The sequence below is a fragment of the Paenibacillus sp. LS-5 genome, from assembly GCF_056121505.1.
Genome location: NZ_JBWAVA010000002.1, coordinates 403730 through 425755 on the forward strand (window position 1 = coordinate 403730; position 22026 = coordinate 425755).

Consider the following 22026-nt stretch of genomic DNA (forward strand, 5'->3'; position numbering starts at 1 on the left):
GTTTCAAAATCACAGGGTGAATCCAAGAAAAGACGGGGTGGATATGAATGTTGAAGGTTCAAAAATTACGTGTGGAGTATAAGGAGAATCCGGTCGGGATGGATGTGCGTTATCCAAGAATCAGCTGGCAGCTTCAGTCGGAGGAGCGGAATGTAATGCAGCAGTCTTACGACATTCAGATATCCGAAGAGCCGGATTTTCACAGTCTCCTATGGACCTCCGGCAGAGTATATTCAGATCAATGCACTCATGTGGAACTGAAGGAAATGGACCTCCGTTCACGGCAGCGGTATTATTACCGCGTGAAGGTGTGGGATCATGAGAACCGGAGTACAGAATGGTCGGAAACTGCGTTTTGGGAGATGGGGCTGCTGACGGAAGCGGAGTGGAAGGGCGAATGGATCAGCGCTCCGCTATCTCTGCTGGATGTAGAGGTGGAGCAGTGTCCGCTTGTACGCCACACCTTTCATATCGATGGCACTCCGCTTCAGGCCAGAATGTACGTGACTGCCCTAGGCCTGTATGAAATGGAATTGAACGGCTCACGGGTGGGGGACGGTAATCTGACTCCAGGCTGGACCAGCTACAACCACAGGCTTCAGGTTCAGACCTATGATATTACGGCGCAGATGGAAGCAGGAGAAAATGCTGTCGGTGCCTGGCTCGGAAATGGCTGGTACAAAGGAAACCTGGCCTGGGATAACCGCAAGCATCTGTTCGGCGACCGCCCGGCATTGCTCATGCAGATCCATCTGACCTTTGAGAATGGAGCCGAACAGATCATCACTACCGGGGAGCACTGGACTGCTGCCGCAGGTCCGATTCTAATGTCGGAGCTTTATCACGGCGAGACCTATGATGCCCGTCTTGAGCAGAGCGGATTCAGCAGGGCTGGTTTTGATGACAGCAGCTGGTCCAGGGTAGAACGCATCTCGCATTCCAAGAAGATTTTGGTGGCACAGGAGAATGTTCCGGTAAGAAAAATAGAAGAGATCAAACCGCTTCAGTTACTTAAGACACCAGCCGGTGAAGCCGTACTTGATATGGGGCAGAACATGGTCGGCTGGATGCATTTTACCCTGGATGTTCCTGAAGGGACGCAAGTTCAGCTGCTTCATTTTGAGGTGCTGGACCGGGACGGTAATGTATATACGGATAACCTGAGACGAGCCAAGCAGACCGTTACTTATATAGCAAAAGGCGGAGGTCCGGAAAGCTATGAGTCGCGGTTTACCTTCCAGGGATTTCGTTATGTGCAGCTGATTGGTTTCGGTGAGAACGTCTCTTTGCAGAACTTCACAGGCATTGTGCTTCATTCGGATATGGAACCTACCGGCTCTTTCACCTGCTCCAATCCGCTGCTTAACCAGCTCCAGCATAATATCCAATGGGGTCAAAAAGGCAATTTTGTCGATGTGCCGACCGATTGCCCGCAGCGGGATGAACGGCTCGGCTGGACCGGAGATGCGCAAATGTTCATCCGCACTTCCGCTTACCTGATGAATGTGGCGCCGTTCTTCACCAAATGGCTTAAGGATCTGGCAGCCGATCAGCTGGACAATGGCGGTGTTCCCTTTGTAATTCCGAATGTACTGGGAGAAAAGGATCATTCCTCTGCGGCTTGGGGGGATGCTGCGGTCATTTGTCCCTGGACACTGTACCAGTGCTATGGGGATAAGCGAATTCTGGAACAGCAGTATCCGAGTATGCAGGGCTGGGTGGAATATATCCGTCAGCAGGGCAGTGACGAATTTCTGTGGAATACCGGTTTTCATTTCGGGGACTGGCTGGGTCTGGATGCCAAACCGGATAGCTATAAAGGGGCTACGGATACCGATTTTATTGCAACAGCTTTCTACGCCTATTCTGTTCAACTGATGCAGAAGACAGCCCATGTGCTCGGAAAAAGAGATGACGCCCAGCATTACTCAGAGCTGTACAGCCATATTGTGACAGCCTTTAACCGGGAATTCATCACCCCTTCCGGGCGGTTATCTGTAGCCACACAAACAGCCTGTGTGCTGGCGTTAATGTTCGGGCTAGTGGAAGGAACGGCAAAAGAACGTACAGTAGAAAAACTCCTGAAGCTTCTGGAGGAGAGCAACTACCATCTCACTACCGGTTTTGTCGGAACGCCGTACCTGAATCTGGTGTTAAGCGAAGCGGGGCATACGGATGCAGCCTATAAACTTCTGCTGCAGACCGATTATCCCTCCTGGCTGTACCAAGTGACGAAGGGAGCGACGACCATATGGGAGCACTGGGACGGAATTAAGGAGGACGGCAGCTTTTGGAGCAGGGACATGAATTCGTTCAATCATTATGCTTATGGGGCTATCGGAGACTTTTTGTACCGCCATGTTGCCGGAATTGAGCTGGATGAGGATTGTCCTGGCTATAAAAAGTTTGTGATTCAGCCGCAGCCTGGAGGAGACCTAACTACGGCAGCAGGCGAGCTGGAAACGATGTACGGGCGTATCCGCTCCGAATGGAGAATAGCATCGAATCATATGGAGCTATCGGTTTCGGTACCGCCGAATACCACTGCTGAGCTGTATCTCCCGAATGCCGAGCTGGCCCAGGTGCGGGAAAGTGATGAATTGCTGGAGCAGGCGGCTGGTGTGCATTCGGCAGAACAAGTGGAGGATAAAGTGAAGGTAAATCTGGGCTCCGGCGACTACAGCTTCAATTATATGGTGGAGCCAGGAACGCTTTGATCTGAGTGGGAGGAATGTAATGGGAGTGAAGGGGTTTCTGCAGCAGAAGGCTGTGGAAGTCCCTTATTTGCTTTTCGCTTAGATAAGCGCTATTATAGATCAGTAAAGTCTTTGATTGAGGTGAAACAATGAAGTATTCAAAAGCAACCAATTATGCGCTGCACACCATGCTCTTTATGGTAGCCGCTGCGCAGGATAAGCCCATAGGGGTACAGCAGCTCGCAGAGCGGCAGGGGGTATCTCCCACGTATCTGTCGAAGATCCTGACGAAGCTGGTGAAGGCGGGTCTCATTGAGTCCGCATCCGGTGCGAACGGCGGATACCGGTTGAAGCGCAAGCAGGAAGAGATTTCTTTTCTGGACATCATTCATGCGATCGAAGGTACGGCTTCGTTGTTTGATTGTACGCTTAATCACTCCAGTACGTGCCCGATTCAGCGGGAGATGATCGAAGCGGAGCAGCAAATGGAACGGTATTTGCAGAATAAGAAAATGTCCGAGCTTGCTGTGGGACTAACGGTGGACTGATCATCCGCCGTTTTTCGCGGATTGATTATAGATATAGAAAGTCTTTTAAGTCTATAAAATAAAAAATGAGCATGTTGAGAGGAATGAGCTGATATGACAACCGATTTATTCAACGCCAGCGTATGGGAAAAGGCCTGGAAGGAGGACCCGGAAGCGACAGGCAATAAATTCAGGATGGCCGGAATGGATCCGGCGCGTTCCTTTGACCACAAAGCGAAGACATTTAACGAAGAAGTGTTCAGTGAAGGGGGAAGAGCCAGAAGCGAGCGGATTATCGGCTGGCTGGAAGGGCAGGGAGTAGGCTTTGAGGGGCAGTCCGTACTGGATGTGGGCGCGGCTTCGGGCGGGTTCACGGTTCCTTTTGCCGATAGAGGGGCAGTGGTTACAGCGGTAGAGCCGAACATACCATTAAGCGAGCTGTTCATGGAGAATACAGCCAGGTTCGGTCCGGGGCAGGTAGAGCTGGTACATGACGTGTTCGAAAATATAGATATTGCTGCACAGGGCTGGAAAGGCGCCTTCGATCTTGTATTTGTATCCATGTCTCCGGCAATTGTGGATTGGGATAGTGTGGAGCGCGTGCTCAGCTGTGCGCGGAAGTACTGCTACATTAGCCTTTTGGCAGGGGACAGAGAGTATAGTCTGCTTAATGAGGTTCTTCCTTTGCTGACCGGACATGAAGTATCTACAAAAAGCTCGGATATGGCTTACTTAACCCATTTACTTTATCTGAAGGGCTATTCGTTCGAATCGTTGATCACACGGGAGATGAAGAGTACTGAGCTGCCTAGCGAAGAGGCGATTGAAGAGACCCTGCAGCTACTGAAGCATCATGGGTTGAAGGCTGATGAGTCTGCGCGGAGTATCATTACGGAGTATGTACAGCGTACCTATCCTGACGGCAAGGTGTTGATTAAGCAGGGCGGTCGTTTTGGTAAGGTGCTTATCCGGCTGCAGGATCAGAATATGTACAGCAGGGCTGAAGCGGGCAAGCGCTAAGAGCCGGGCATTGTCTTTATGACAAAAGATGTTATCCTAATAGATAGATCCCCAGCGCGGGATCTATTTTACTATGTGGAAGGAATGATGGATATGAGAGGGCAAGTACAGATTTTTGAGCAGGAACTGATGAAGAGAGCGGGTGAAATCTACTATGAACCATAGTCTGATTACAGATGCGCTGAGAGAGGAACTGGTGCGGCAGTTAGTATATTTGGATGAGAATACTTTTGGCATACTGGATCGCATAGCATTGGAATCGCCTGCAGACAGGGCAGAAATCCGAGTAATGATTCAGACGTATCAAGAGCGTGTACAAGGCATATTGTCTGGAAAAGGTGATGAACTTAGGCGCTCCACCGTGCTTATCGGCTCTTGGGTTTCTCTACAGATTGGCCCTGAAAAGCTAAAGGATGCATATCGTATTGTTATTCCCGGTGAATCGGATCTGGATGAGTACTGTATTTCACTCTGGTCTCCGATGGGTAGAGGGCTTCTCTTGGCAGAACCCGGTCAGACGGTAAGTGTTCACACTCCCCTCGGAAGTGACGAGGTGCTTGTGCTAGAGAATGTATATGATTATCCGTTAACAGATGAAAAGTGGGGGTAAATGTTACAAAGGAACGCAATAAAGGGGCAGCCTCGCGGCTGTCCCTTTATTGGCTGGTAAATTACCGGTGGTTCTGGAGTGATAAAAAGAAGAATACTACCCACCGCTGAGAGTGAGCTCTATGCTGTCGTTAAGCTCTACTTATAATTCCTCAACCTCACGCAGCCAAAGTGCTGCGGAAGCGTCACTTGGCATGCGCCAGTCTCCGCGCGGCGACAGGCTGACCGTTCCGACCTTCGGTCCGTCCGGGAGACAGGAGCGCTTGAACTGCTGGGTGAAGAAACGGGTGACGAATACCCGGAGCCACGTCACCAGCTGCTCCTTAGGGTAGGTATCGCCAAAAGCATGATGGGCAAGATAGAACATTTTGGCGGGAGAAGCGCCGGTCCGCAGCATGTAATACAGGAAGAAATCATGCACCACATAAGGCCCGAGAATATTTTCTGTGAGCTGGACAATCTCGCCTGTAGCAGATGGCGGCAGAAGCTCGGGACTGATTCCCGTGTCGATGATGTCGTAGAGCAGCTTGTTCACGGTTTCGTCCGCCTCGTGATCAGCATACCAGGCGACGACATATTGAATAAGCGTCTTTGGAATGCCTGAATTGACGCCATACATAGACATGTGGTCACCGTTATAGGTACACCATCCGAGGGCAAGCTCTGACAAATCACCGGTACCAATGACAATGCCGCCGTTCTTATTGGCCAGATCCATCAGGATCTGCGTACGTTCCCGGGCCTGGACATTCTCATAGGTCAGGTCGTGAACATTCTTGTCATGGCCGATATCCTCGAAGTGCTGCAGGCAGGCAGCTTTGATGTCTACTACCTTGAGTGATGCACCAAGCGCCTTAATGAGACCAACGGCGTTGTCGTAAGTGCGGTTCGTCGTGCCGAAGCCCGGCATCGTGACAGCCAGCACATCGCTGGCCGGACGGCCAAGCAGCTCCATCGCACGGACAGCGACAAGAAGTGCCAGCGTGGAATCCAGACCGCCGGAGATGCCGATCACGGCCTGCTTGGTTCCGATGTGGCGTATGCGCTTCATCAGGCCGGAGGTCTGGATCGAAAGAATCTCCCGGCAGCGGTCACCCCGCTGCTGCGGATTGCCGGGTACAAAGGGATTCACGGCGATGCTGCGGACCAGCTTGCGGCCCTCATGCAGGTTACCCGGCGCCGCATAGAGTACCTCGCGGTAATTACGGCCGCCCTTGCCGGCACGGAAGGTGCCCATCACTGTGCGGGAATACTGGACTCTCGGCAGATCGATATCGGCGATGATGATCCGGCTCTCATGAGTGAAGCGCTCGGATTCAGCGAGCATCTGCCCGTTCTCAGCAATCATCGAGTGGCCGCCGAATACCACATCCGTTGTCGATTCACCGGTATTGCAGCCGGCGTAGACGTAGCCTGCCACGCAGGAGGCAGATTGGCTGGTGACCAGCTGGCGGCGGTAATCCGCTTTGCCTACCAGTTCATTGCTGGCGGAAGGATTGAACAGAAGCGTGGCTCCGGCCTGGGCAAGCAGGCTGCTCGGAGGAACCGGAACCCAAAGATCCTCGCAGATTTCCACGCCGAAGGAGATCCCGCCGCTGCCTTCACAAGTGAAGATCAGGTCATTGCCTATGGGCACAGCCGCTGTACCTATCCGCAGCTCGGAGACCTCAAGCTCCTCTGCTCCGGCAAACCAGCGGGGTTCATAGAACTCACTGTATCCTGGGATGCAGGTCTTCACAACAAGACCCAGAATTTGACCTTGCTGCAATACAGCGGCACAGTTGAATAATCTGCTTTTTACAGCAACAGGAAGACCGGCAATAACAATCAGGTTCCGCCCCTCAGTTGCAGCGGTGATCTTATGTAGTGCTGTAAGCGCAGACTTCTGGAGCGTGGGCTGCAGGAATAAATCCGCACAGGTATAGCCGGTAATAGACAGCTCCGGCAATACCAGATATTCAACCTGATTCTCATCCGCTTGCCGGATAGCGTCTATAATCTGCGCTGCATTAAACTCGCAGTCGGCAACCCGCATTTCAGGGGAAGCGGCGGCGACTCTAGCGAATCCGAAATTCTCCATTTGTTTCACCTATCCTTTGTATGATGACACGTACTAATAATTAATTGTACCCATGATGGGGTATCTATAACAAGTAGATAAGACCGAATGGGTCAGAGCCCGCTTTTTGAACCGTTCCTAAAAATCTGCTATACACCAATAATAACACGTGTTATACTCTTGCCGAGGTGCTGATATGGGCAAAAAAAGAGTAACCAGCCACGACGTTGCCAAGCTGGCCGGAGTATCCCGCAGTGTAGTCTCTGCGGTGCTGAATGATACGCCGGGCATTGGCGTAAGCACAGAGACCCGTGAGAATGTACTGGCGGCGATCCGCGAATTGAACTACCATGTAGACGCTCAGGCGCGTAGCATGAAGACGGGCCGCAGCATGAGTCTGGCTGCGTTCGGTGATACACGGCATCCGCTGTTCATGCGGCTGCTGGAGGGTATGCAGAAGGAATGTGAAGCGCATGGCTATCACATTCTACTCTGCTCGCCGGGCCACAAGCCGGACGGCGAGGCAAGGGATGAGCTGGTGGATCTCTACCACCAGCGGAAGATCGACGGCATCGTGACGCTGGATGATACCAGCTACCGCGATGAGGCCTGGGCCGCCAAGGTTAACGAGGCGGGGGTTCCGTATGTTTCCGTGGAGGGCTATGCCGAGGCGGAAGGGGTATGCTCTGTGCTGGCCGATTACAAGGGCAGTGTGGAGCTGGCTCTGGAGTATTTGCTGCGGCCTGGAACTCCGCAGCTGCTGGCTCCGGTGTATGCCGAAGTCTACCATAACGGCATCCGCAGTTGGGCGGAACGAACACGCCGGGAGGCCTATAGTAGCTGGTGCAGTGAACGGGGCATGAGCCCGTTTTGGTTCCGGCTTCCCGAGCTGGATGGGCGGGTGGATTGGGAGGAATGGCTTCTGAAGCTGTCAGAGATTGGCAAGCCAATGCCTCCGCTTCTGGTGAACTGGTCAAGCGGCATCCCGGATTTGTACCGGGCCGCCAATAAGCTGGGCCTTCGCATCGGTGAAGAGCTGCGGGTGATGGCGGCAGACAATACGATCCAGGGCCATCGTCTGAGCCTGCCGGCTTTAAGCTGTGTGGAAATCCCCTACGTAGGCATGGGGGAAGAAGCGGTCCGCCGGGTGCTCAGTCTTATTGAAGCCGGGGCCTCAGCGGAGGAAGGGAAGATATGGCTTCCGGCGGTATTAAGGGCAGGCGAAAGCGCGTAAGAAACGGATATCGTCCTTTGATAAGGGGGACAGCCGTTTTTGTTTGAATATAACACGTGTTATACAAGGAGGCTGGGATCATGTTTTGGACGGAGGAGAAGCTGGCTGCACGGCTGCGGGAGCTGGAAGGTTACCGTTACCGTGAGATTGCCAAGCTGGATGATTGGCTTGCAGTGGAGGATACGGATGGAGCAAACGGAATGTACCCTCCCCGGCTGGAAGGAGACAGCAAGCTTCAGCACGGGGATTACTGGACTGGACGCGATGTGTACATTTGGCTGCAGCGGATAGTGGAAGTGCCTGCCGGGTGGAAGGGGAAACGTGTGGTTGGCATATTTGACTTCGGACGGACCGGAGGGGGCAACAATAGCGGCTTTGAGTCGCTGCTGTATATTGACGGCAAGCCGTATCAGGGTGTGGATTCTAACCATCAGGAGGTTTTTCTGGAGGAGGATGCAGCCGGGCGGACACTGGATTTCACTTTCCGCTTATGGTCAGGGCTGGAAGGCGGAGGACGACCTGTTCCCCAGGAGCACCGGATGATACGGGCAGAGCTGGCCTGGCTGGATGAGGCAGCCGATAATTTGTACTATACCGGCCGGGCCGCACTCTCGACCTACAAGCAGCTTGCGGACAATCAGCCGGAGAAGCAGGAACTGCTGATGGCGCTTAACCGGGCATTCAACAGGCTGGACTGGTCCAAACCGGGCAGCACAGACTTTTACATTTCCGTTCAGGAGGCAGAATCACTTCTTCTGGAGCAACTGGCACGGCTTGAGTCTAAGCATCCGGTAACTGTAACCGCAATCGGCCACACCCATATCGACGTAGCTTGGTTGTGGCGGCTTACCCATACCCGGGAAAAAGCGGCACGTTCCTTTTCGACCGTACTCCGGCTGATGAAGCAGTACCCGGAATATATTTTTTTGCAGACACAGCCTCAGCTATACGCGTACATCAAGGAAGATTATCCGGAAATCTATGACGAAATCCGCAAGCGGGTTGAAGAAGGGCGCTGGGAAGCCGGGGGTGCGATGTGGCTGGAAGCGGACTGCAACTTGACCAGTGGAGAGTCGCTGGTGCGCCAAATTCTGTACGGGACGAAGTTTTTCCGGGAGGAGTTCGGTGTGGACTGCAAATATTTATGGCTGCCGGATGTCTTTGGCTACAGCTGGGCGCTGCCGCAGATTTTGCGGAAATCGGGAATTGACACTTTCATGACCACCAAAATCAGCTGGAACCAATATAACCGGATGCCCCATGACACCTTTCGCTGGAGAGGCATTGACGGCAGTGAAGTGCTGACTCACTTCATTACCACACCTGAAGGACCTGACTCCGGCGCCTGGTATTACACTTACAACGGACTAATTGAACCCTTCTCCGTTCAGGGAATCTGGGATCAGTACCGGGACAAGAATATGAATCGCGAGCTACTGCTCTCTTATGGATACGGTGATGGGGGCGGGGGAGTGAACCGCGAAATGCTGGAAATGCGCCGTCGGCTTGATACAATGCCGGGGATTCCCGCAGTCCGGACGGGCCGGGCAGATGAGTATTTTGAGCGTCTGAATGAAACCATCCGCAGTACCGACCAATATGTGCATACCTGGGACGGTGAGCTGTACCTGGAATATCACCGGGGAACGTATACGAGTCAGGCCTACAACAAACGGATGAACCGGAAGCTGGAGCTGCTTTACCGCGAAGCGGAGTGGCTGCAGGTACTGCTCGCTGTGGAAAAAGGCAGCTTCAGCAGCTACCCTGCAAAGCCGCTGCTGGAAGGCTGGCATACCATCCTCCGCAATCAGTTCCACGATATTATTCCTGGATCCTCCATCCATGAGGTATATGAGGACTCCCGGCTGGAATATGCAGAAGCGGAACGCATTGGCCGCGGAGCGGCGGATGCTGCGGCAGAAGAGCTGACCGGATGGTCCGGTTCACAGCTGGTATCGGAGTACACGGTATTTAATGGAGCCTTCTTCGAACAGACAGAGCTGGCAGCTATTTCTTATGAAGCAGCAGGAGATGTGGTGTGGAGTACTGCGGATGGTCAAAAGCTAGCATTCCAGCGCGTAGGGGATGAATGGCTGGTGGAAGTTCCGTCTGTTCCGATGCTAGGCAGTATAGTTATCACTTCACGGCCTGTGGAAGCAGCGGATTCTGCTGATTCTGTTGGAGGAAAGAGCAGCGCACGGGAAGGGGCAGCCTTTATTCCTGAGCTTCCGCTTCCTTTCGAATGGGAGGATTCGCGGCTCACGACGCCGTTTTATGTATTGGAGTGGAACGGGTCCGGGCAGCTGAGCCGGATCTTTGATCTCCGGGAACAGCGGGAGGTGCTGGCTCGCGGTGAGAACGGTAATGTGCTTCAGGTTTTTGAGGATAAGCCGAAGATGTTCGATGCCTGGGATATTGATCTTTTTTACCAGGAGAAAATGCGGGTGGTCACCGATCTCCGCTCCGTCGAGCTGATCGAGTGCGGAAGGCTTGCCGCGGTGCTGGAATTCACTTGGAAGTATATGGACTCTTCTATCGTACAGAGGGTAAAAGTGTACAGCAGAAGTGCACGGATCGATTTCGAGACACGGGTAGACTGGCATGAGCAGCATCAGCTGCTGAAGACCGCTTTTCCGGTTGCCGTGCGGGCTACAGAAGCCACCTATGACATTCAGTTCGGCAACGTAAAGCGGCCTACCCACTGGAATACAAGCTGGGATTATGCACGGTTCGAAAGTGTGGGCCATCAGTGGGCCGATTTGTCGGAGCGGGGTTATGGGGTCAGTCTGCTGAACGACTGCAAATACGGCTACGACATCAAGGATCATGTAATGCGGCTGTCATTGATCAAGTCGGCAACCGATCCTGACTGGCAGGCGGATCAGGGAGAACACCGGTTCACCTATGCCCTGTTGCCGCATAAAGGGGACTGGGCAGCGGCAGCTACTGTGGAGGAGGCCTGGTCACTGAACAATCCGCTGCGTGTAGTTAAAGGCGGTTATTCAGCCGGAGCCGGCAAATCGCTGATCAAGACAGACACCGCAGGGATCGCCGTCGATGCTGTCAAAATGGCGGAGAATGGCGACGGCTTCATCGTCCGCCTGCATGAGTATACAGGCACCCGGAGCACCGTAACGCTCAGCAGTGATTATCCGCTTCATTCCTGGCAGGTATGTGATCTGATGGAGCGCCCGCTGGGCGAAGCTTACGTTGGCCAGACGATTACCAGCGAATTGAAGCCGTATGAAATTAACACCTATATTGTAAAATTCTCTGGTTAATATAGGAGAGTAATCACTCTTAGTTCGTCACACGGACAATAAAAACGGGCATTCTTCTCATGGTAAGGTGAGAGGGATGCCCTTTTTGGTGTGTTTTTTTGCCTAAGCATAATGTATCTAATGTCTATATTTCCTTCTAGCTTCCTGTCTCCGGTTATACTTCGTCATACAGCCTCCGCAGAAAATCTGCGCTCTCCTGCACATACTCTTCGGGTGTACTTTCCAGAATGCCTTGAATATGCGGCCGCTTATATTTCATATAACGGAGCAGTGGAGCAAAGTTCAGCAGACCTTGGCCGGCAGGCGTAATCACGATCTCACCGTCCCTGACCGTGAAATCCTTCAAGTGGATGACGGCAATACGGTCGCCGAGCAGCTCCAGCGCTTCTGCTATTACAGTATCCTGCTGCAGGTAATTGTCCACGGTCATCAGATTGGCGCAATCGAGTATAATCTGCAGGTTATTGGAGGGAATTAGGGTGAGCAGACGCCGTGCAAGCTGTGCAGTATGGATCGGGTGATTGATCCCCGCTTCAATGCCCACCGTTACCCCGAAGTGTTCGGCTTCCGCTACCATGGCCTTCACAGAAGTTACAACCTGCTGAAAGGCTTCCTCCGTAAAATTAGCCGGTGTGTATCCTCTGCCCACACTTCCGGTTTCCGTTCCGACCAGACTGGCACCGAAATCCCGGGCCAGCCGGAGCTGGGTAGTAAATGCATCAATGGCCAATGTTCTACGAACGGGATCGGGATCGACGATATTGACGTAGCAGCCGAGCACGGCAATACGTATTCCGGCCCTCCGGAACGCATCGCCATAAAAGGCAGCGGTACCGGGACTCAGACTGGATAGCGAGGGAACAGACTCCGGGAACGATTTGTGTACAGCGAACTGTATGTGTGCGAAATGGTGCTGCCCGAGCTTGGCGGTCAGCTCTGTCAGAGGCAGTTGGCCAAAGTCATGGGCGCGTATGCCTAGATGAAGCGGTGCAGTCATGATATACCCTCCTGCTTATGAATTAAGATCATGTTCTAAATATGTAACCCCAAGCTGCAAGCTGTCCGCTTGCGGCTTGGGGTTACATGAAACACTTCTCTGTCGCTATGAGCCTTATAGCTGTGAACTGGCCTCAGCCGTCTTAAGCCCCGGCCGCCGCAGATATACACCCAAGGCAGTCAGCTCTGGGGACTGCCGGATCGCCTCGGCGACCCGTTCAGCGACACGGGCAGCGCCTTCTTTGGAGAAGTGCGTGTCATCCGTGACACCCTCCGGATAGTTCGGATGAGCGTTCGCGGGCAGATGCATGAATAGCTGCCGCGAGCCTTCTTCTCCCAGCACGCGGTATAGCTGCTGGGAGGAAGCAAAGATATCGAGCAGCGGCGTACCGGTCTGCGCCGCGACCTCGCGCATCGCTTCCGGGTACAGCCCGACGGCGAGCGGATCGGGCTCGCCGCCTTCGGTAAACCGGCGGCGGCTGACCGGGGTCAGCAGAACAGGATGTCCGCCCCGGCTGCGGGCGAAATCAATGAACGTGAGCAGATTCTGGCGGTATTCGGTGCCGGGATCGGTGTAGCGGGCGCGGTCTTCCAGCTTCTGATCATTATGTCCGAATTGGATTAGCAGATAGTCACCGGACCGGAAATCCTTGCCGATATCCTCCAGCCGGCCTTCTGCCAGAAAAGAGCGGGTGCTGCGTCCGTTCACCGCACGGTTATCTACGGTAATCTCTGGACCAAAATGCTCATGAAAGAATTCCCCCCAGCCTGTCATCGGTTTCTCACCCCCGCTTTTCTGAGCGGCGGTAGAGTCACCTGCAATATACAGCGTAGGCATCATATTCTTCCCTTCCTGATTCAAGAGTGTACAGCGTTTCGGGTTTCGAAACCGAAATATCCTGCGGCATTGCTGTAGGAGATTCCTTCTACCAGCTGTCCCAGCAGCGCCTGATCGTCCGGTGCTTCGCCGCGCTCTGCCAGTTCGCCGAGCAGCTCGCAGAGGACACGCCGGAAATATTCGTGGCGCGTGTAAGACAGAAAGCTGCGTGAGTCGGTCAGCATGCCGACGAAATTACCCAGCAGGCTGTTGTCGGCAAGCAGGGTCAATTGGCGGCGCATCCCGTCGCGGGTATCGTTGTACCACCAACCGGAGCCAAGCTGAAGCTTGCCAGCGGTGTCTTTTTGATAGCAGCCCATTAGAGCCAGCAGGACCGGGTAGTCTCCCGGATTCAGCGAATAAAGGATGGTCTTAGGTAATCCCTTGCCGCATTCGGCCCGGTCCAGCAACTTCGAGAGGGCCTCAGCCAAAGAAAGATCGTTTATTCCATCGTAGCCCGTATCCGGTCCCAGGCGGTTATACATCGGTGTGTTATTGTTGCGGAAGGCGTGCAGGTGAAGCTGCATGGTCCAATTGTGGTCATGGTACATTCCGATCAGTGCCGATAGAAGCTCTGTGCGGTAGATAGTAATCTCTTCTTGCGACAACACCGCACCTTCGATACGTTTGGTGAAAATCCGCTCCAGCTGTGAGGCATCACCAGCGGCTTGATAACGCAGCACGTCGAGTGCATGGTCAGACAACCGGCAGCCATTATCATGGAAAAATTCCACACGGTTCCGCAACGCTTCGACCAGTGAGTTATAGGTGGCTACCGGAGCTCCGGCTGCTTCTTCCAGCCGGGCCAGCCAAGCCGGGAATCCTTCGGCATCAATATTCAGCGCTTTGTCGGGACGGAAGGTCGGGAAGACCTGAAAGTCATGCTCCGACTCCTTCAGCAGCCGGTGATATTCCAGCGAATCTGCCGGGTCATCCGTAGTGCAGATGATTTTGACATTCGAATTCCGGATCAGACTCCGCCGGGTAAAGGCAGGTTCAGCCAGCTTGCGGTTCACTTCCTCCCAGATGGCAGGAGCGGAAGCTTCGTTCAGTAGTTCATTAATCCCGAAGAATCGGCGCAATTCCAGATGGGTCCAGCTGTATAGCGGGTTGCCGATTGCTTTTGGAAGCGTCCGGGCCCAGGCCAGGAACTTGTCATAATCCGAAGCATCCCCGGTAATATGGGATTCTGGAATTCCGTTGGCCCGCATAAGCCGCCATTTGTAATGATCTCCGGCCAGCCAGGCTTCGGTCAGGTTGCGGAACGCCTTATCTTCATAGATCTCCTTCGGATCAAGGTGGCAGTGGTAATCGATGATCGGCATGGTTTTGGCATGATTATGGAAGAGCTTACGCGCCGTATCGCTGGTCAATAGAAAATCGTCATTTAAAAACATTTAGATTCTCCCTTTGCTTGGATTGGATTAGGATAGGATTTATAGCGTAACTCCGGTTTTGAAAATCGCCAGCTCGCGTACTTCATTCTGCTCGTTGCGCGTTTTTTGGCCGCTCGCCACATCGATGATATAAGCGATAAATTCCTCCAGCACCTCAGCCATCGGGCGTTCCAGCAACGGCCCGGCATTGAAGTCCATCCAGTGACCCTTTTTGGCGAAAAGATCATTATTAGTCGCTACCTTGACTGTCGGCACAAAGCTGCCGAACGGTGTTCCCCGGCCGGTTGTGAAGAGTACGAGCTGGCAGTCCGATGCGGCAAGGGCAGAGGCAGCCACCAGATCGTTGCCCGGAGCCTGCAGAAGACTTAGGCCTTTACGGCGCAGCTTCACGCCGTAATCCAGCACGTCCACAACAGGCGAGCTGCCGGCCTTCTGAGTGCAGCCCAGCGATTTATCTTCCAGCGTACTGATTCCGCCAGCCTTGTTGCCGGGGGAGGGATTCTCATACACTGGTTCCCCGTAAGAGAGGAAATACTGCTTGAAATTGTTAATCAGGGAGACGATATCCTCATAGACCTCGCGGTTCTCCGCACGGGCCATGAGCATTTTCTCGGCGCCGAACATTTCTGGGACCTCAGTCAGTACGGAGGTTCCGCCCTGAGAGATGATGAAATCCGAGAAGGCGCCAAGCAGCGGATTGGCGGTAATGCCGGAGAATCCGTCGGAGCCGCCGCATTTCAGCCCGATGTTCAGCTCACTGAGCGGAACCGGCTCGCGGACATCATTTTTCGCTGCCTCGTACAGCTCTTCGAGCAATAGGAGGCCTGCCTCCACCTCGTCGCCCACCTCCTGGGCAACGAGGAATTTGACCCGGCTCTTGTCGTAGTCGCCCAGCATGCTGCGGAACTCGGAGACGATATTGTTCTCACATCCGAGGCCAAAGACTAACACGCCCCCGGCATTCGGGTGATTCACGGCATCCAGCAGGATGCTGCGGGTCATGCGGTGGTCATCGCCCAGCTGAGAGCAGCCGTAAGGGTGCTTCAGAACGGTAAAATTATCAAAGCCGCCCAGATCCGGATGTTCTGTCTTGAATTCCTGCAGCATCTGTTCGGCAATGCCGTTCACACAGCCTACTGTGGGAATGATGAACAGATCATTCCGGATACCCACTTTGCCGTTTGCCCGGCGGTAGCCCTGAAAGGTCAGATCACGTTTTGGATAAATAACTGGGTGCAGTTCGGGCTGATATTCATATTCTTCTTCTCCCGACAGATTGGTCTTGATATTATGCGTATGAATCCAGTCACCTGTCCGGATCGCTTCGATCGCATGCCCGATAGGGTAGCCGTATTTAGTAATAACATCGTTCTCGGCGAAGTCGGTTAAGGCAATTTTGTGGCCCTGCGGAATATCCTGGGCAGCCTTCAGGTAGAGTCCTTCAAAAGAGATCTCTTCACCAGAAGTAATCGGGCGCAGCGCTACGGCTACCGTATCACGGGGGTTCATTTTCATTAGATGTTTCATGGTGTTCCTCCTAAAGGGAATGGATATTCAGGCTTCAGTACTTATCATCTGCAGCAGTGCGTCACGGATGTCAGAGCTTTGGAGCTGGTGCAGCTGGGCTTCAACTGCCTCGGTCAGGCCCGCTATCAGAGACAGATCCTGGCCCCACAGGCTGTCATCCTTAAGAATCGTTGCGGTGAATGTGGTAGGGTTGCTCCAGGCCTGATCGAATACCGCCAGCACTTCAGCACTGTCCTGACGCTTCACGCGGTCTCCCCTGTAGCTGAGCAGCAGCGCGGCGAAGGCAAGGGTAATCAGCGGCGGCAACTGGCTGCGTTCCTGCTGATACCGAAGGAGCACAGGAAGGAGGCGGGTCTTGAATTTGGAGATGCTGTTCAGAGATATCGAAGCCAGCTCATGGCGGATGAAAGGATTCTTGAACCGCTCAAGCACGGCATCTGCGTAAGAGAGCAGCTCCTCTTCAGGAAGATCAAGCATAGGAATAAGCTCCTCATCCAAAAGCCCGCGCACATAGCGGTAGAACATGTCATCGTTCATCACATCTTCGACGGTTTCGAGCCCGGCCATCATGGCAAGGGGAACCATAGCCGTATGCGGACCATTTAGAAGATGAACCTTCCGTTCACGGTAGTGGGTCATGTCGTCTGTAACGATTACATTAAGCCCGGCTTTGGCCAGCGGCAGCCGTTCGGAGAGCCATGAAGGGCCTTCAATAACCCAGAACAGGAACGGCTCTGCGGTTACCATCAGCTTGTCGGCGTACCCAAGCTCCGTTTCCAGCTCTGTCGCCTTATCGCGTGGATAACCTGGGACAATGCGGTCCACCAGACTGCAGCAGAATGTGTTCTCTGCACTGAGCCACTGCAGGAAGGCTTCACCCAGATTCCACTCCGCTGCGTATTGCCGCACAATTTGCTCCAGCTTTTCGCCATTACGGTCAATCAGCTCGCAGGGGATGATCACGAAGCCCTTTTTGCCGAGCTCAAACCGCCGGTGCAGAAGAGCGGTCAGCTTGGCAGGAAAGCTTGCAGGCGGCGCATCCTCCAACTTGTCCCCAGCGTGATAGGCGATACCTGCTTCTGTTGTATTGGAGGTAATGAATTCGAGTTCATCATTCTCGGCCAGAGCCAGATATGCCTCATAATCGCTATAAGGATTGATCACACGGCTGACGCTGGTGATAATCTCGTGCGAATTGACAGGCTGCTGCTGCATGATGCCGTTCAGCAGTACCGTGTAGAGATTATCCTGTTCGGCCATAAGTCCGCCAAGTCCCTCTCCGATAGGCACAACAACTGCAGCACTTCCGTTAAACAGGCCTTGTTTGTTCATCTGCAGCAGCTGCCAGTCTACAAAAGCCCGCATGAAATTCCCTTCCCCAAATTGGATCATCCGTTCCGGATATTGCGGCAGACCGGGATGCGTGGTTCTGGATAAACGCTGTGTCATAAGTGTTCAATACTCTCCTTTATAATGTATTGGAATGATGCACACGTGAACATTTTATTTAAAAAAAGAGAGTCTCTTTTTTTAACCGGATGTAGCTGGGAATTGCATGCTTTGGCGGAGGATCCATAACAGCGAACAGCGAGATCTGCGGACCCTCTGTCATAGCATTTAGTTCTACTTTTTTCCACTTCAATAGAGTCACTCTTGAACCGCTCTGCCAGCTGGCTGCACATGGAATCTTGCTTGTTACCGCCCCTGCTTAACGGTTCATGACTACTGTAGTTCAGCAACAGTTTGGCGGGTGACTAACGCAGTCTTCACGAATAGCTGCTGGGGTTTTGTCTCCGGCTGCTGAAGCAGCTGGACCAGCATTTTGGTGCCGAGCTCGCTGATCTCTGTAATGGGCTTGCGGACCGTAGTGAGGGCTGGATTCGTGTACCGGGAGAACATAATATCATCGAATCCAATGAGAGAAATTTGCCCTGGAATATCGGCCTTGTGAGCGTAGCAGGCGTTCATCGCACCAATTGCCATGTCGTCATTGGAGCAGAACACCGCTGTCGGCGGATCTTCTAGCAGGAGCAGAGTAGTCATAGCCGCATAGCCGCTCTCGATGCTATAGTCACCAGCCGCAAAGTAATTCGAGTTCAGCGGAAGGCGATTGGCGATCAGGCTGTCCATGAAACCCTGTTTGCGCTCACTTGATGATTTGAATCCAGGTTTGCCTTCGATAATAGCGAATTTTTGGTGTCCCTGCCGGACAGCATAGTCAATGGCTTCCTTCACGCCTTCACGGTCATTAGCCACCACGTTCATAATGCCGGGATCTTCAAGCTGGCGATTCAGCACGACCAGTGGAATCCCCATCTTCTTCACATGATAGATGAAGGCATTATCCTCATCGCTCTGGCTCATGACCAGAATGCCATCGAAGCGCTGCGGCTGAATATTCCCGAAGTTGTGTACGCCGTCAATGCCGTTGACCGTTAGGTTGAAGTTCTCATCCAGGATGTGGCTGATTCCTTTGATCGCATCGACCAGGAAGCTGGCCGAGGTCCCCTGCTCAATACTGGAGAAGAATAGACCGATGGTGAAGGATCTTTTGGTCACCAGGCTCTTGGCGCTGTAATTGGGGACATAGTTCATTTCTGCAGCGATTTTTTCGATTTTGTCCCGGGTGACTTTCTTGATCAGCGGGCTGCCGTTCAGCGCTCGGGAAACGGTGGTATGGGAGACGCCGGCGACACGTGCAATGTCTTTGATGGTGATCATAATATCTCTCCGGGTAAATAGAATTGTTAACGATTTCAGTGTACGATCTACACACGGTCAAGTCAAGGAATTATTAAAATGCACACGTTAAAATTTTTGTGGCAGTTTACCGCATCTGGCGCTATAATCTATTTGCTTGCCCATAGCCGGGCATTGAGGGTGGGCGATCGCTCCTGTATTTCTGAATGCGCTTTCCTTGAGGTCTAGGGAGAACACGAGTCCATGCGCGCTTATGTGCCGGGCCTGTCAACGAAGCCGATTGATAAGGAGGAAGAATAGATGCTGGTAGGAAAAGAAGATTTCTGCGATTTTCATACCATTCAGGAAGCTGTACACGCGTTGGAATCTCAGCCGGAGGATGAAGAACAGACGCTGTATATTTTGTCAGGTGTATATGAGGAGGCGGTAAGAATATACCGTTCCCATTTGCGGATTATTGGTATAGGAGACGTGGAAATAACCATGAACCGGTATGCCAAGGAACTGGACGCTGCAGGAGAAGAGATTACCACCTTTGCCACTCCGACGCTTTTTCTCGGGGGAAGCCGCTTGGTGGTGGAGAATCTGACGGTTGCCAATACGGCCGGGCAGGGAACAGACATTGGGCAGGCAGTGGCGGTATACGCCCATTGTGATGAGACGGTCTTCCGTAACTGCACATTTAAGGGTTATCAGGATACCCTGTTTACGGGACCGCTACCTCCAGCTACGAAGGATGGAAAACCCTTCGGAGGCATCCCCTTGAAGGAGCGCCACGAACGCTGCCGCCAGCTCTATACCCATTGCTATATTGAGGGAACAGTGGATTTTATTTTTGGCGGAGCGGCGGCCTATTTTGAACATTGTGAAATCCGCAGTCTGCCGCATTACGGCCAGGGTGAAGGATATATAACGGCGGCATCCACGCCTGAGGGGCAGGAATACGGTTATATTTTCAGTGAGTGCTTCTTAACGGCTGATCCGGGCGTTACTGGAGTCTACCTCGGACGGCCTTGGCGCGGGTTCGCCCGGACTGAACTGGTGAATTGCCGCTACGGCGGACATATCGATCCCCGGGGCTGGGATAACTGGAACAATCCGCGTCATGAAGGGACAGTCCGTTACTGCGAATATGGCTTGGCGGGTGATGATCCCTTGCGGAAGCAGCGTGCAGCTTGGGCACGGTTGCCTGATGTAAATGTGAAGGCACCGGGTAAATCTCAGATTTTTGCCGGCACGGATTTTTGGAAGAGGGAGGGAATCCATGGTTAGGACAGCAGAGACTTTACCCGACTTCGAAGCCCTGTTCATGGAGGGCGGGATGCAGCAGGAGCGGCCTTTTCATATGCTGCTGAAGCTGTACAGCGGGATGCGGCTGAATCTGCTGGTCTCCTTGTTGTTCTATATTTTTAAGCATGCACCGACCTGGGTCATCCCCGTCATTACTGCCGATATCATCAATCACCTTAGCAGCAGCAAGAACGGAAGTTTGCACTGGTTATGGATGGATATGATCATTGTCGCTGTTGTGATTCTGCAAAATATCCCTTCTGCTTATATTCATGTGAGCTTTATGAGCAGATCCTCACGCCAAGTGGAAGCAGGGCTCCGGGGGACGCTGATCCGCAAGCTTCAGCATTTGTCGATGACCTATCACAGTGATCTGAGAGCCGGACGTCTGCAGTCTAAGGTTCTTCGTGATGTGGAGGCCATTGAGACGCTGTCCAAGCAAATGATGTATTCCTTCATGCCTGCGGTGACGAATGTACTGATTGCGATTACGATTACCGCCTTCAAAAGCCTGCAGGTCACTTTGTTTTTTGTACTGGTGATTCCGTTCGGAGTGCTTTTGATTACCTTTTTTCGCGGGAAAATCCGCAGCCGGAACCGCGAATTCCGCCGCCAGATCGAGAGCATGTCCGGTCAGGTAGCGGAGACGGTGGAGATGATTCCCGTGACCCGGGCGCATGGACTAGAAGAGGTGGAGATCGGCAAGGTGGATCTGACGCTGTCGGAGCTGAAGGGCAAGGGATACCGCCTGGATATTACGGAAGCTTTGTTCGGAGCGTCCAGCTGGGTGGTGTTCACTTTGTTTCAGCTTATGTGCCTAGGGTTTACTTGCATTCTGGCTTATAGAGGAACGATTCAGGTCGGTGATGTCGTGATGTATCAGGGCTTTTTCTCCACGATACTCGCTTCGATCAATAGTCTGCTGGCCGTGTATCCGCAATTTGCCCGGGGTTTCGAGTCAATGCATTCTATCGCTGAGGTTCTGACCTCCACCCAGATTGAGGAGTACCAGGGAAATACAGAAGTGACTTCCTTTCAGGGGACGTATGAATTCAAAAGTGTGCAGTTTCATTACAAGGATACGGATAAGCATGTACTGAAAGATTTCAGTCTGAATGTACAGGCTGGAGAGTGCATTGCCTTAGTAGGGGAGTCGGGAGCAGGCAAATCTACGGTGCTTAATCTGGTTGTTGGCTTTTACCGGCCGACTGGCGGAAGAATTCTGGTAGATGGGCATCCGATGGATGAGCTGGAGATGCGGACGTACCGGCAAAAACTCGCGGTGGTTCCTCAGAGTACCTTGCTCTTCTCAGGCACCATCCGCAGCAATATCGCCTTTGGTCTTACTGATGTTCCGGAAGAGCGGCTGCTGGAAGTGGTGCGTATGGCCAATCTGGAGGATGTTATTGCCCAGATGCCGCAAGGTTTGGATACGCTGATCGGTGAGCATGGCGGCAAATTATCCGGCGGGCAACGTCAGCGGATTGCCATCGCCCGGGCCATGATCCGTGATCCCGAGATTATTCTGCTGGATGAGGCGACATCAGCCTTGGACAACATCTCCGAATTCATTGTACAAAAAGCAATGCGGGAGCTGATCCGTGGACGGACCACCTTTATCGTGGCCCACAGGCTGTCAACCATCCGGGATGCAGACCGCATTGTGGTGATGAAGGATGGTCAGGTGGCCGAGGTCGGCACGTTCGAAGAACTGATGAGCCGCCGGGGTGCATTCTACGAGCTGAAGCAGATGCAGGGCTGATCACACTTGCCGCGGGGCCTGTATACTCAATAAAAGCGGACACATGCTCCC

The 22026-nt window shown here is 53.1% G+C and carries 15 protein-coding genes; 8 read left to right on the forward strand and 7 right to left on the reverse strand.

Annotated elements, in window-relative coordinates; translation table 11 throughout:
• The first annotated feature begins 47 nt into the window (after positions 1 to 47).
• The 4 genes from AC0MA3_RS05120 (at position 48) to AC0MA3_RS05135 (ending at position 4853) form a co-directional block, all read left to right on the forward strand.
• Complete coding sequence (locus AC0MA3_RS05120) at positions 48 to 2717, forward strand: family 78 glycoside hydrolase catalytic domain (RefSeq protein WP_474655399.1); 2670 nt, start codon at positions 48 to 50, stop codon at positions 2715 to 2717.
• Positions 2718 to 2845: 128 nt separating this feature from the next.
• Complete coding sequence (locus AC0MA3_RS05125) at positions 2846 to 3244, forward strand: RrF2 family transcriptional regulator (RefSeq protein ID WP_474655400.1); 399 nt, start codon at positions 2846 to 2848, stop codon at positions 3242 to 3244.
• A gap of 93 nt (positions 3245 to 3337) precedes the next feature.
• A complete protein-coding gene (locus AC0MA3_RS05130; RefSeq protein WP_474655401.1) occupies positions 3338 to 4243 on the forward strand; it encodes a class I SAM-dependent methyltransferase in 906 nt (301 codons plus the stop codon).
• Between the two features lie 154 nt (positions 4244 to 4397).
• Positions 4398 to 4853, forward strand: coding sequence for a GreA/GreB family elongation factor (locus AC0MA3_RS05135; RefSeq protein WP_474655402.1), 456 nt, complete (start codon positions 4398 to 4400; stop codon positions 4851 to 4853).
• Between the two features lie 141 nt (positions 4854 to 4994).
• On the opposite strand, the gene AC0MA3_RS05140 is transcribed toward AC0MA3_RS05135, so the two are convergent.
• Positions 4995 to 6932, reverse strand: a complete 1938-nt coding sequence (locus AC0MA3_RS05140; protein WP_474655403.1) for an NAD(+) synthase — start codon at positions 6930 to 6932, stop codon at positions 4995 to 4997.
• A 175-nt stretch (positions 6933 to 7107) separates the two neighbouring features.
• On the opposite strand from AC0MA3_RS05140, the gene AC0MA3_RS05145 reads away from it, so the two are divergent.
• Positions 7108 to 8145, forward strand: coding sequence for a LacI family DNA-binding transcriptional regulator (locus AC0MA3_RS05145; RefSeq protein WP_474655404.1), 1038 nt, complete (start codon positions 7108 to 7110; stop codon positions 8143 to 8145).
• Between the two features lie 80 nt (positions 8146 to 8225).
• Positions 8226 to 11426, forward strand: a complete 3201-nt coding sequence (locus tag AC0MA3_RS05150; protein ID WP_474655405.1) for an alpha-mannosidase — start codon at positions 8226 to 8228, stop codon at positions 11424 to 11426.
• A gap of 154 nt (positions 11427 to 11580) precedes the next feature.
• Here the strand turns inward: AC0MA3_RS05150 and AC0MA3_RS05155 are convergent, their stop codons facing one another.
• The 6 genes from AC0MA3_RS05155 to AC0MA3_RS05180 all read right to left on the reverse strand — a co-directional run bounded on the left by AC0MA3_RS05155 (position 11581) and on the right by AC0MA3_RS05180 (position 18944).
• Entirely contained in the window at positions 11581 to 12423 is an 843-nt protein-coding gene (locus AC0MA3_RS05155; RefSeq protein WP_474655406.1) for a sugar phosphate isomerase/epimerase family protein, read from the reverse strand.
• Between the two features lie 114 nt (positions 12424 to 12537).
• A complete protein-coding gene (locus AC0MA3_RS05160) occupies positions 12538 to 13263 on the reverse strand; it encodes a rhamnogalacturonan acetylesterase (RefSeq protein ID WP_474655407.1) in 726 nt (241 codons plus the stop codon).
• Positions 13264 to 13280: 17 nt separating this feature from the next.
• Complete coding sequence (uxaC, locus tag AC0MA3_RS05165) at positions 13281 to 14696, reverse strand: glucuronate isomerase (protein WP_474655408.1); 1416 nt, start codon at positions 14694 to 14696, stop codon at positions 13281 to 13283.
• Between the two features lie 39 nt (positions 14697 to 14735).
• Positions 14736 to 16223, reverse strand: coding sequence for a UxaA family hydrolase (locus AC0MA3_RS05170; RefSeq protein ID WP_379161691.1), 1488 nt, complete (start codon positions 16221 to 16223; stop codon positions 14736 to 14738).
• Between the two features lie 27 nt (positions 16224 to 16250).
• Entirely contained in the window at positions 16251 to 17672 is a 1422-nt protein-coding gene (locus tag AC0MA3_RS05175) for a tagaturonate reductase (RefSeq protein ID WP_474655409.1), read from the reverse strand.
• A gap of 273 nt (positions 17673 to 17945) precedes the next feature.
• Positions 17946 to 18944, reverse strand: a complete 999-nt coding sequence (locus AC0MA3_RS05180; RefSeq protein ID WP_474655410.1) for a LacI family DNA-binding transcriptional regulator — start codon at positions 18942 to 18944, stop codon at positions 17946 to 17948.
• A 279-nt stretch (positions 18945 to 19223) separates the two neighbouring features.
• Between AC0MA3_RS05180 and AC0MA3_RS05185 the strand changes: the two genes are divergently transcribed.
• The gene (locus AC0MA3_RS05185; protein ID WP_379161696.1) at positions 19224 to 20195 is read left to right on the forward strand and encodes a pectinesterase family protein; all 972 of its coding nucleotides are present in this window, start codon (positions 19224 to 19226) and stop codon (positions 20193 to 20195) included.
• The gene (locus tag AC0MA3_RS05190) at positions 20188 to 21975 is read left to right on the forward strand and encodes an ABC transporter ATP-binding protein (protein ID WP_474655411.1); all 1788 of its coding nucleotides are present in this window, start codon (positions 20188 to 20190) and stop codon (positions 21973 to 21975) included. Before AC0MA3_RS05185 ends, AC0MA3_RS05190 begins: the two co-directional genes overlap by 8 nt.
• Positions 21976 to 22026 lie beyond the last annotated feature (51 nt).

What these genes read in the sequence shown, in the direction of transcription:
- AC0MA3_RS05120 (WP_474655399.1), top strand. Translation starts at nt 48, where the DNA reads ATGTTGAAGGTTCAAAAATTACGTGTGGAGTATAAGGAGAATCCGGTC.
- AC0MA3_RS05125 (WP_474655400.1), top strand. Translation starts at nt 2,846, where the DNA reads ATGAAGTATTCAAAAGCAACCAATTATGCGCTGCACACCATGCTCTTT.
- AC0MA3_RS05130 (WP_474655401.1), top strand. Translation starts at nt 3,338, where the DNA reads ATGACAACCGATTTATTCAACGCCAGCGTATGGGAAAAGGCCTGGAAG.
- AC0MA3_RS05135 (WP_474655402.1), top strand. Translation starts at nt 4,398, where the DNA reads ATGAACCATAGTCTGATTACAGATGCGCTGAGAGAGGAACTGGTGCGG.
- AC0MA3_RS05140 (WP_474655403.1), bottom strand. Translation starts at nt 6,932, where the DNA reads ATGGAGAATTTCGGATTCGCTAGAGTCGCCGCCGCTTCCCCTGAAATG.
- AC0MA3_RS05145 (WP_474655404.1), top strand. Translation starts at nt 7,108, where the DNA reads ATGGGCAAAAAAAGAGTAACCAGCCACGACGTTGCCAAGCTGGCCGGA.
- AC0MA3_RS05150 (WP_474655405.1), top strand. Translation starts at nt 8,226, where the DNA reads ATGTTTTGGACGGAGGAGAAGCTGGCTGCACGGCTGCGGGAGCTGGAA.
- AC0MA3_RS05155 (WP_474655406.1), bottom strand. Translation starts at nt 12,423, where the DNA reads ATGACTGCACCGCTTCATCTAGGCATACGCGCCCATGACTTTGGCCAA.
- AC0MA3_RS05160 (WP_474655407.1), bottom strand. Translation starts at nt 13,263, where the DNA reads ATGATGCCTACGCTGTATATTGCAGGTGACTCTACCGCCGCTCAGAAA.
- uxaC (WP_474655408.1), bottom strand. Translation starts at nt 14,696, where the DNA reads ATGTTTTTAAATGACGATTTTCTATTGACCAGCGATACGGCGCGTAAG.
- AC0MA3_RS05170 (WP_379161691.1), bottom strand. Translation starts at nt 16,223, where the DNA reads ATGAAACATCTAATGAAAATGAACCCCCGTGATACGGTAGCCGTAGCG.
- AC0MA3_RS05175 (WP_474655409.1), bottom strand. Translation starts at nt 17,672, where the DNA reads ATGACACAGCGTTTATCCAGAACCACGCATCCCGGTCTGCCGCAATAT.
- AC0MA3_RS05180 (WP_474655410.1), bottom strand. Translation starts at nt 18,944, where the DNA reads ATGATCACCATCAAAGACATTGCACGTGTCGCCGGCGTCTCCCATACC.
- AC0MA3_RS05185 (WP_379161696.1), top strand. Translation starts at nt 19,224, where the DNA reads ATGCTGGTAGGAAAAGAAGATTTCTGCGATTTTCATACCATTCAGGAA.
- AC0MA3_RS05190 (WP_474655411.1), top strand. Translation starts at nt 20,188, where the DNA reads ATGGTTAGGACAGCAGAGACTTTACCCGACTTCGAAGCCCTGTTCATG.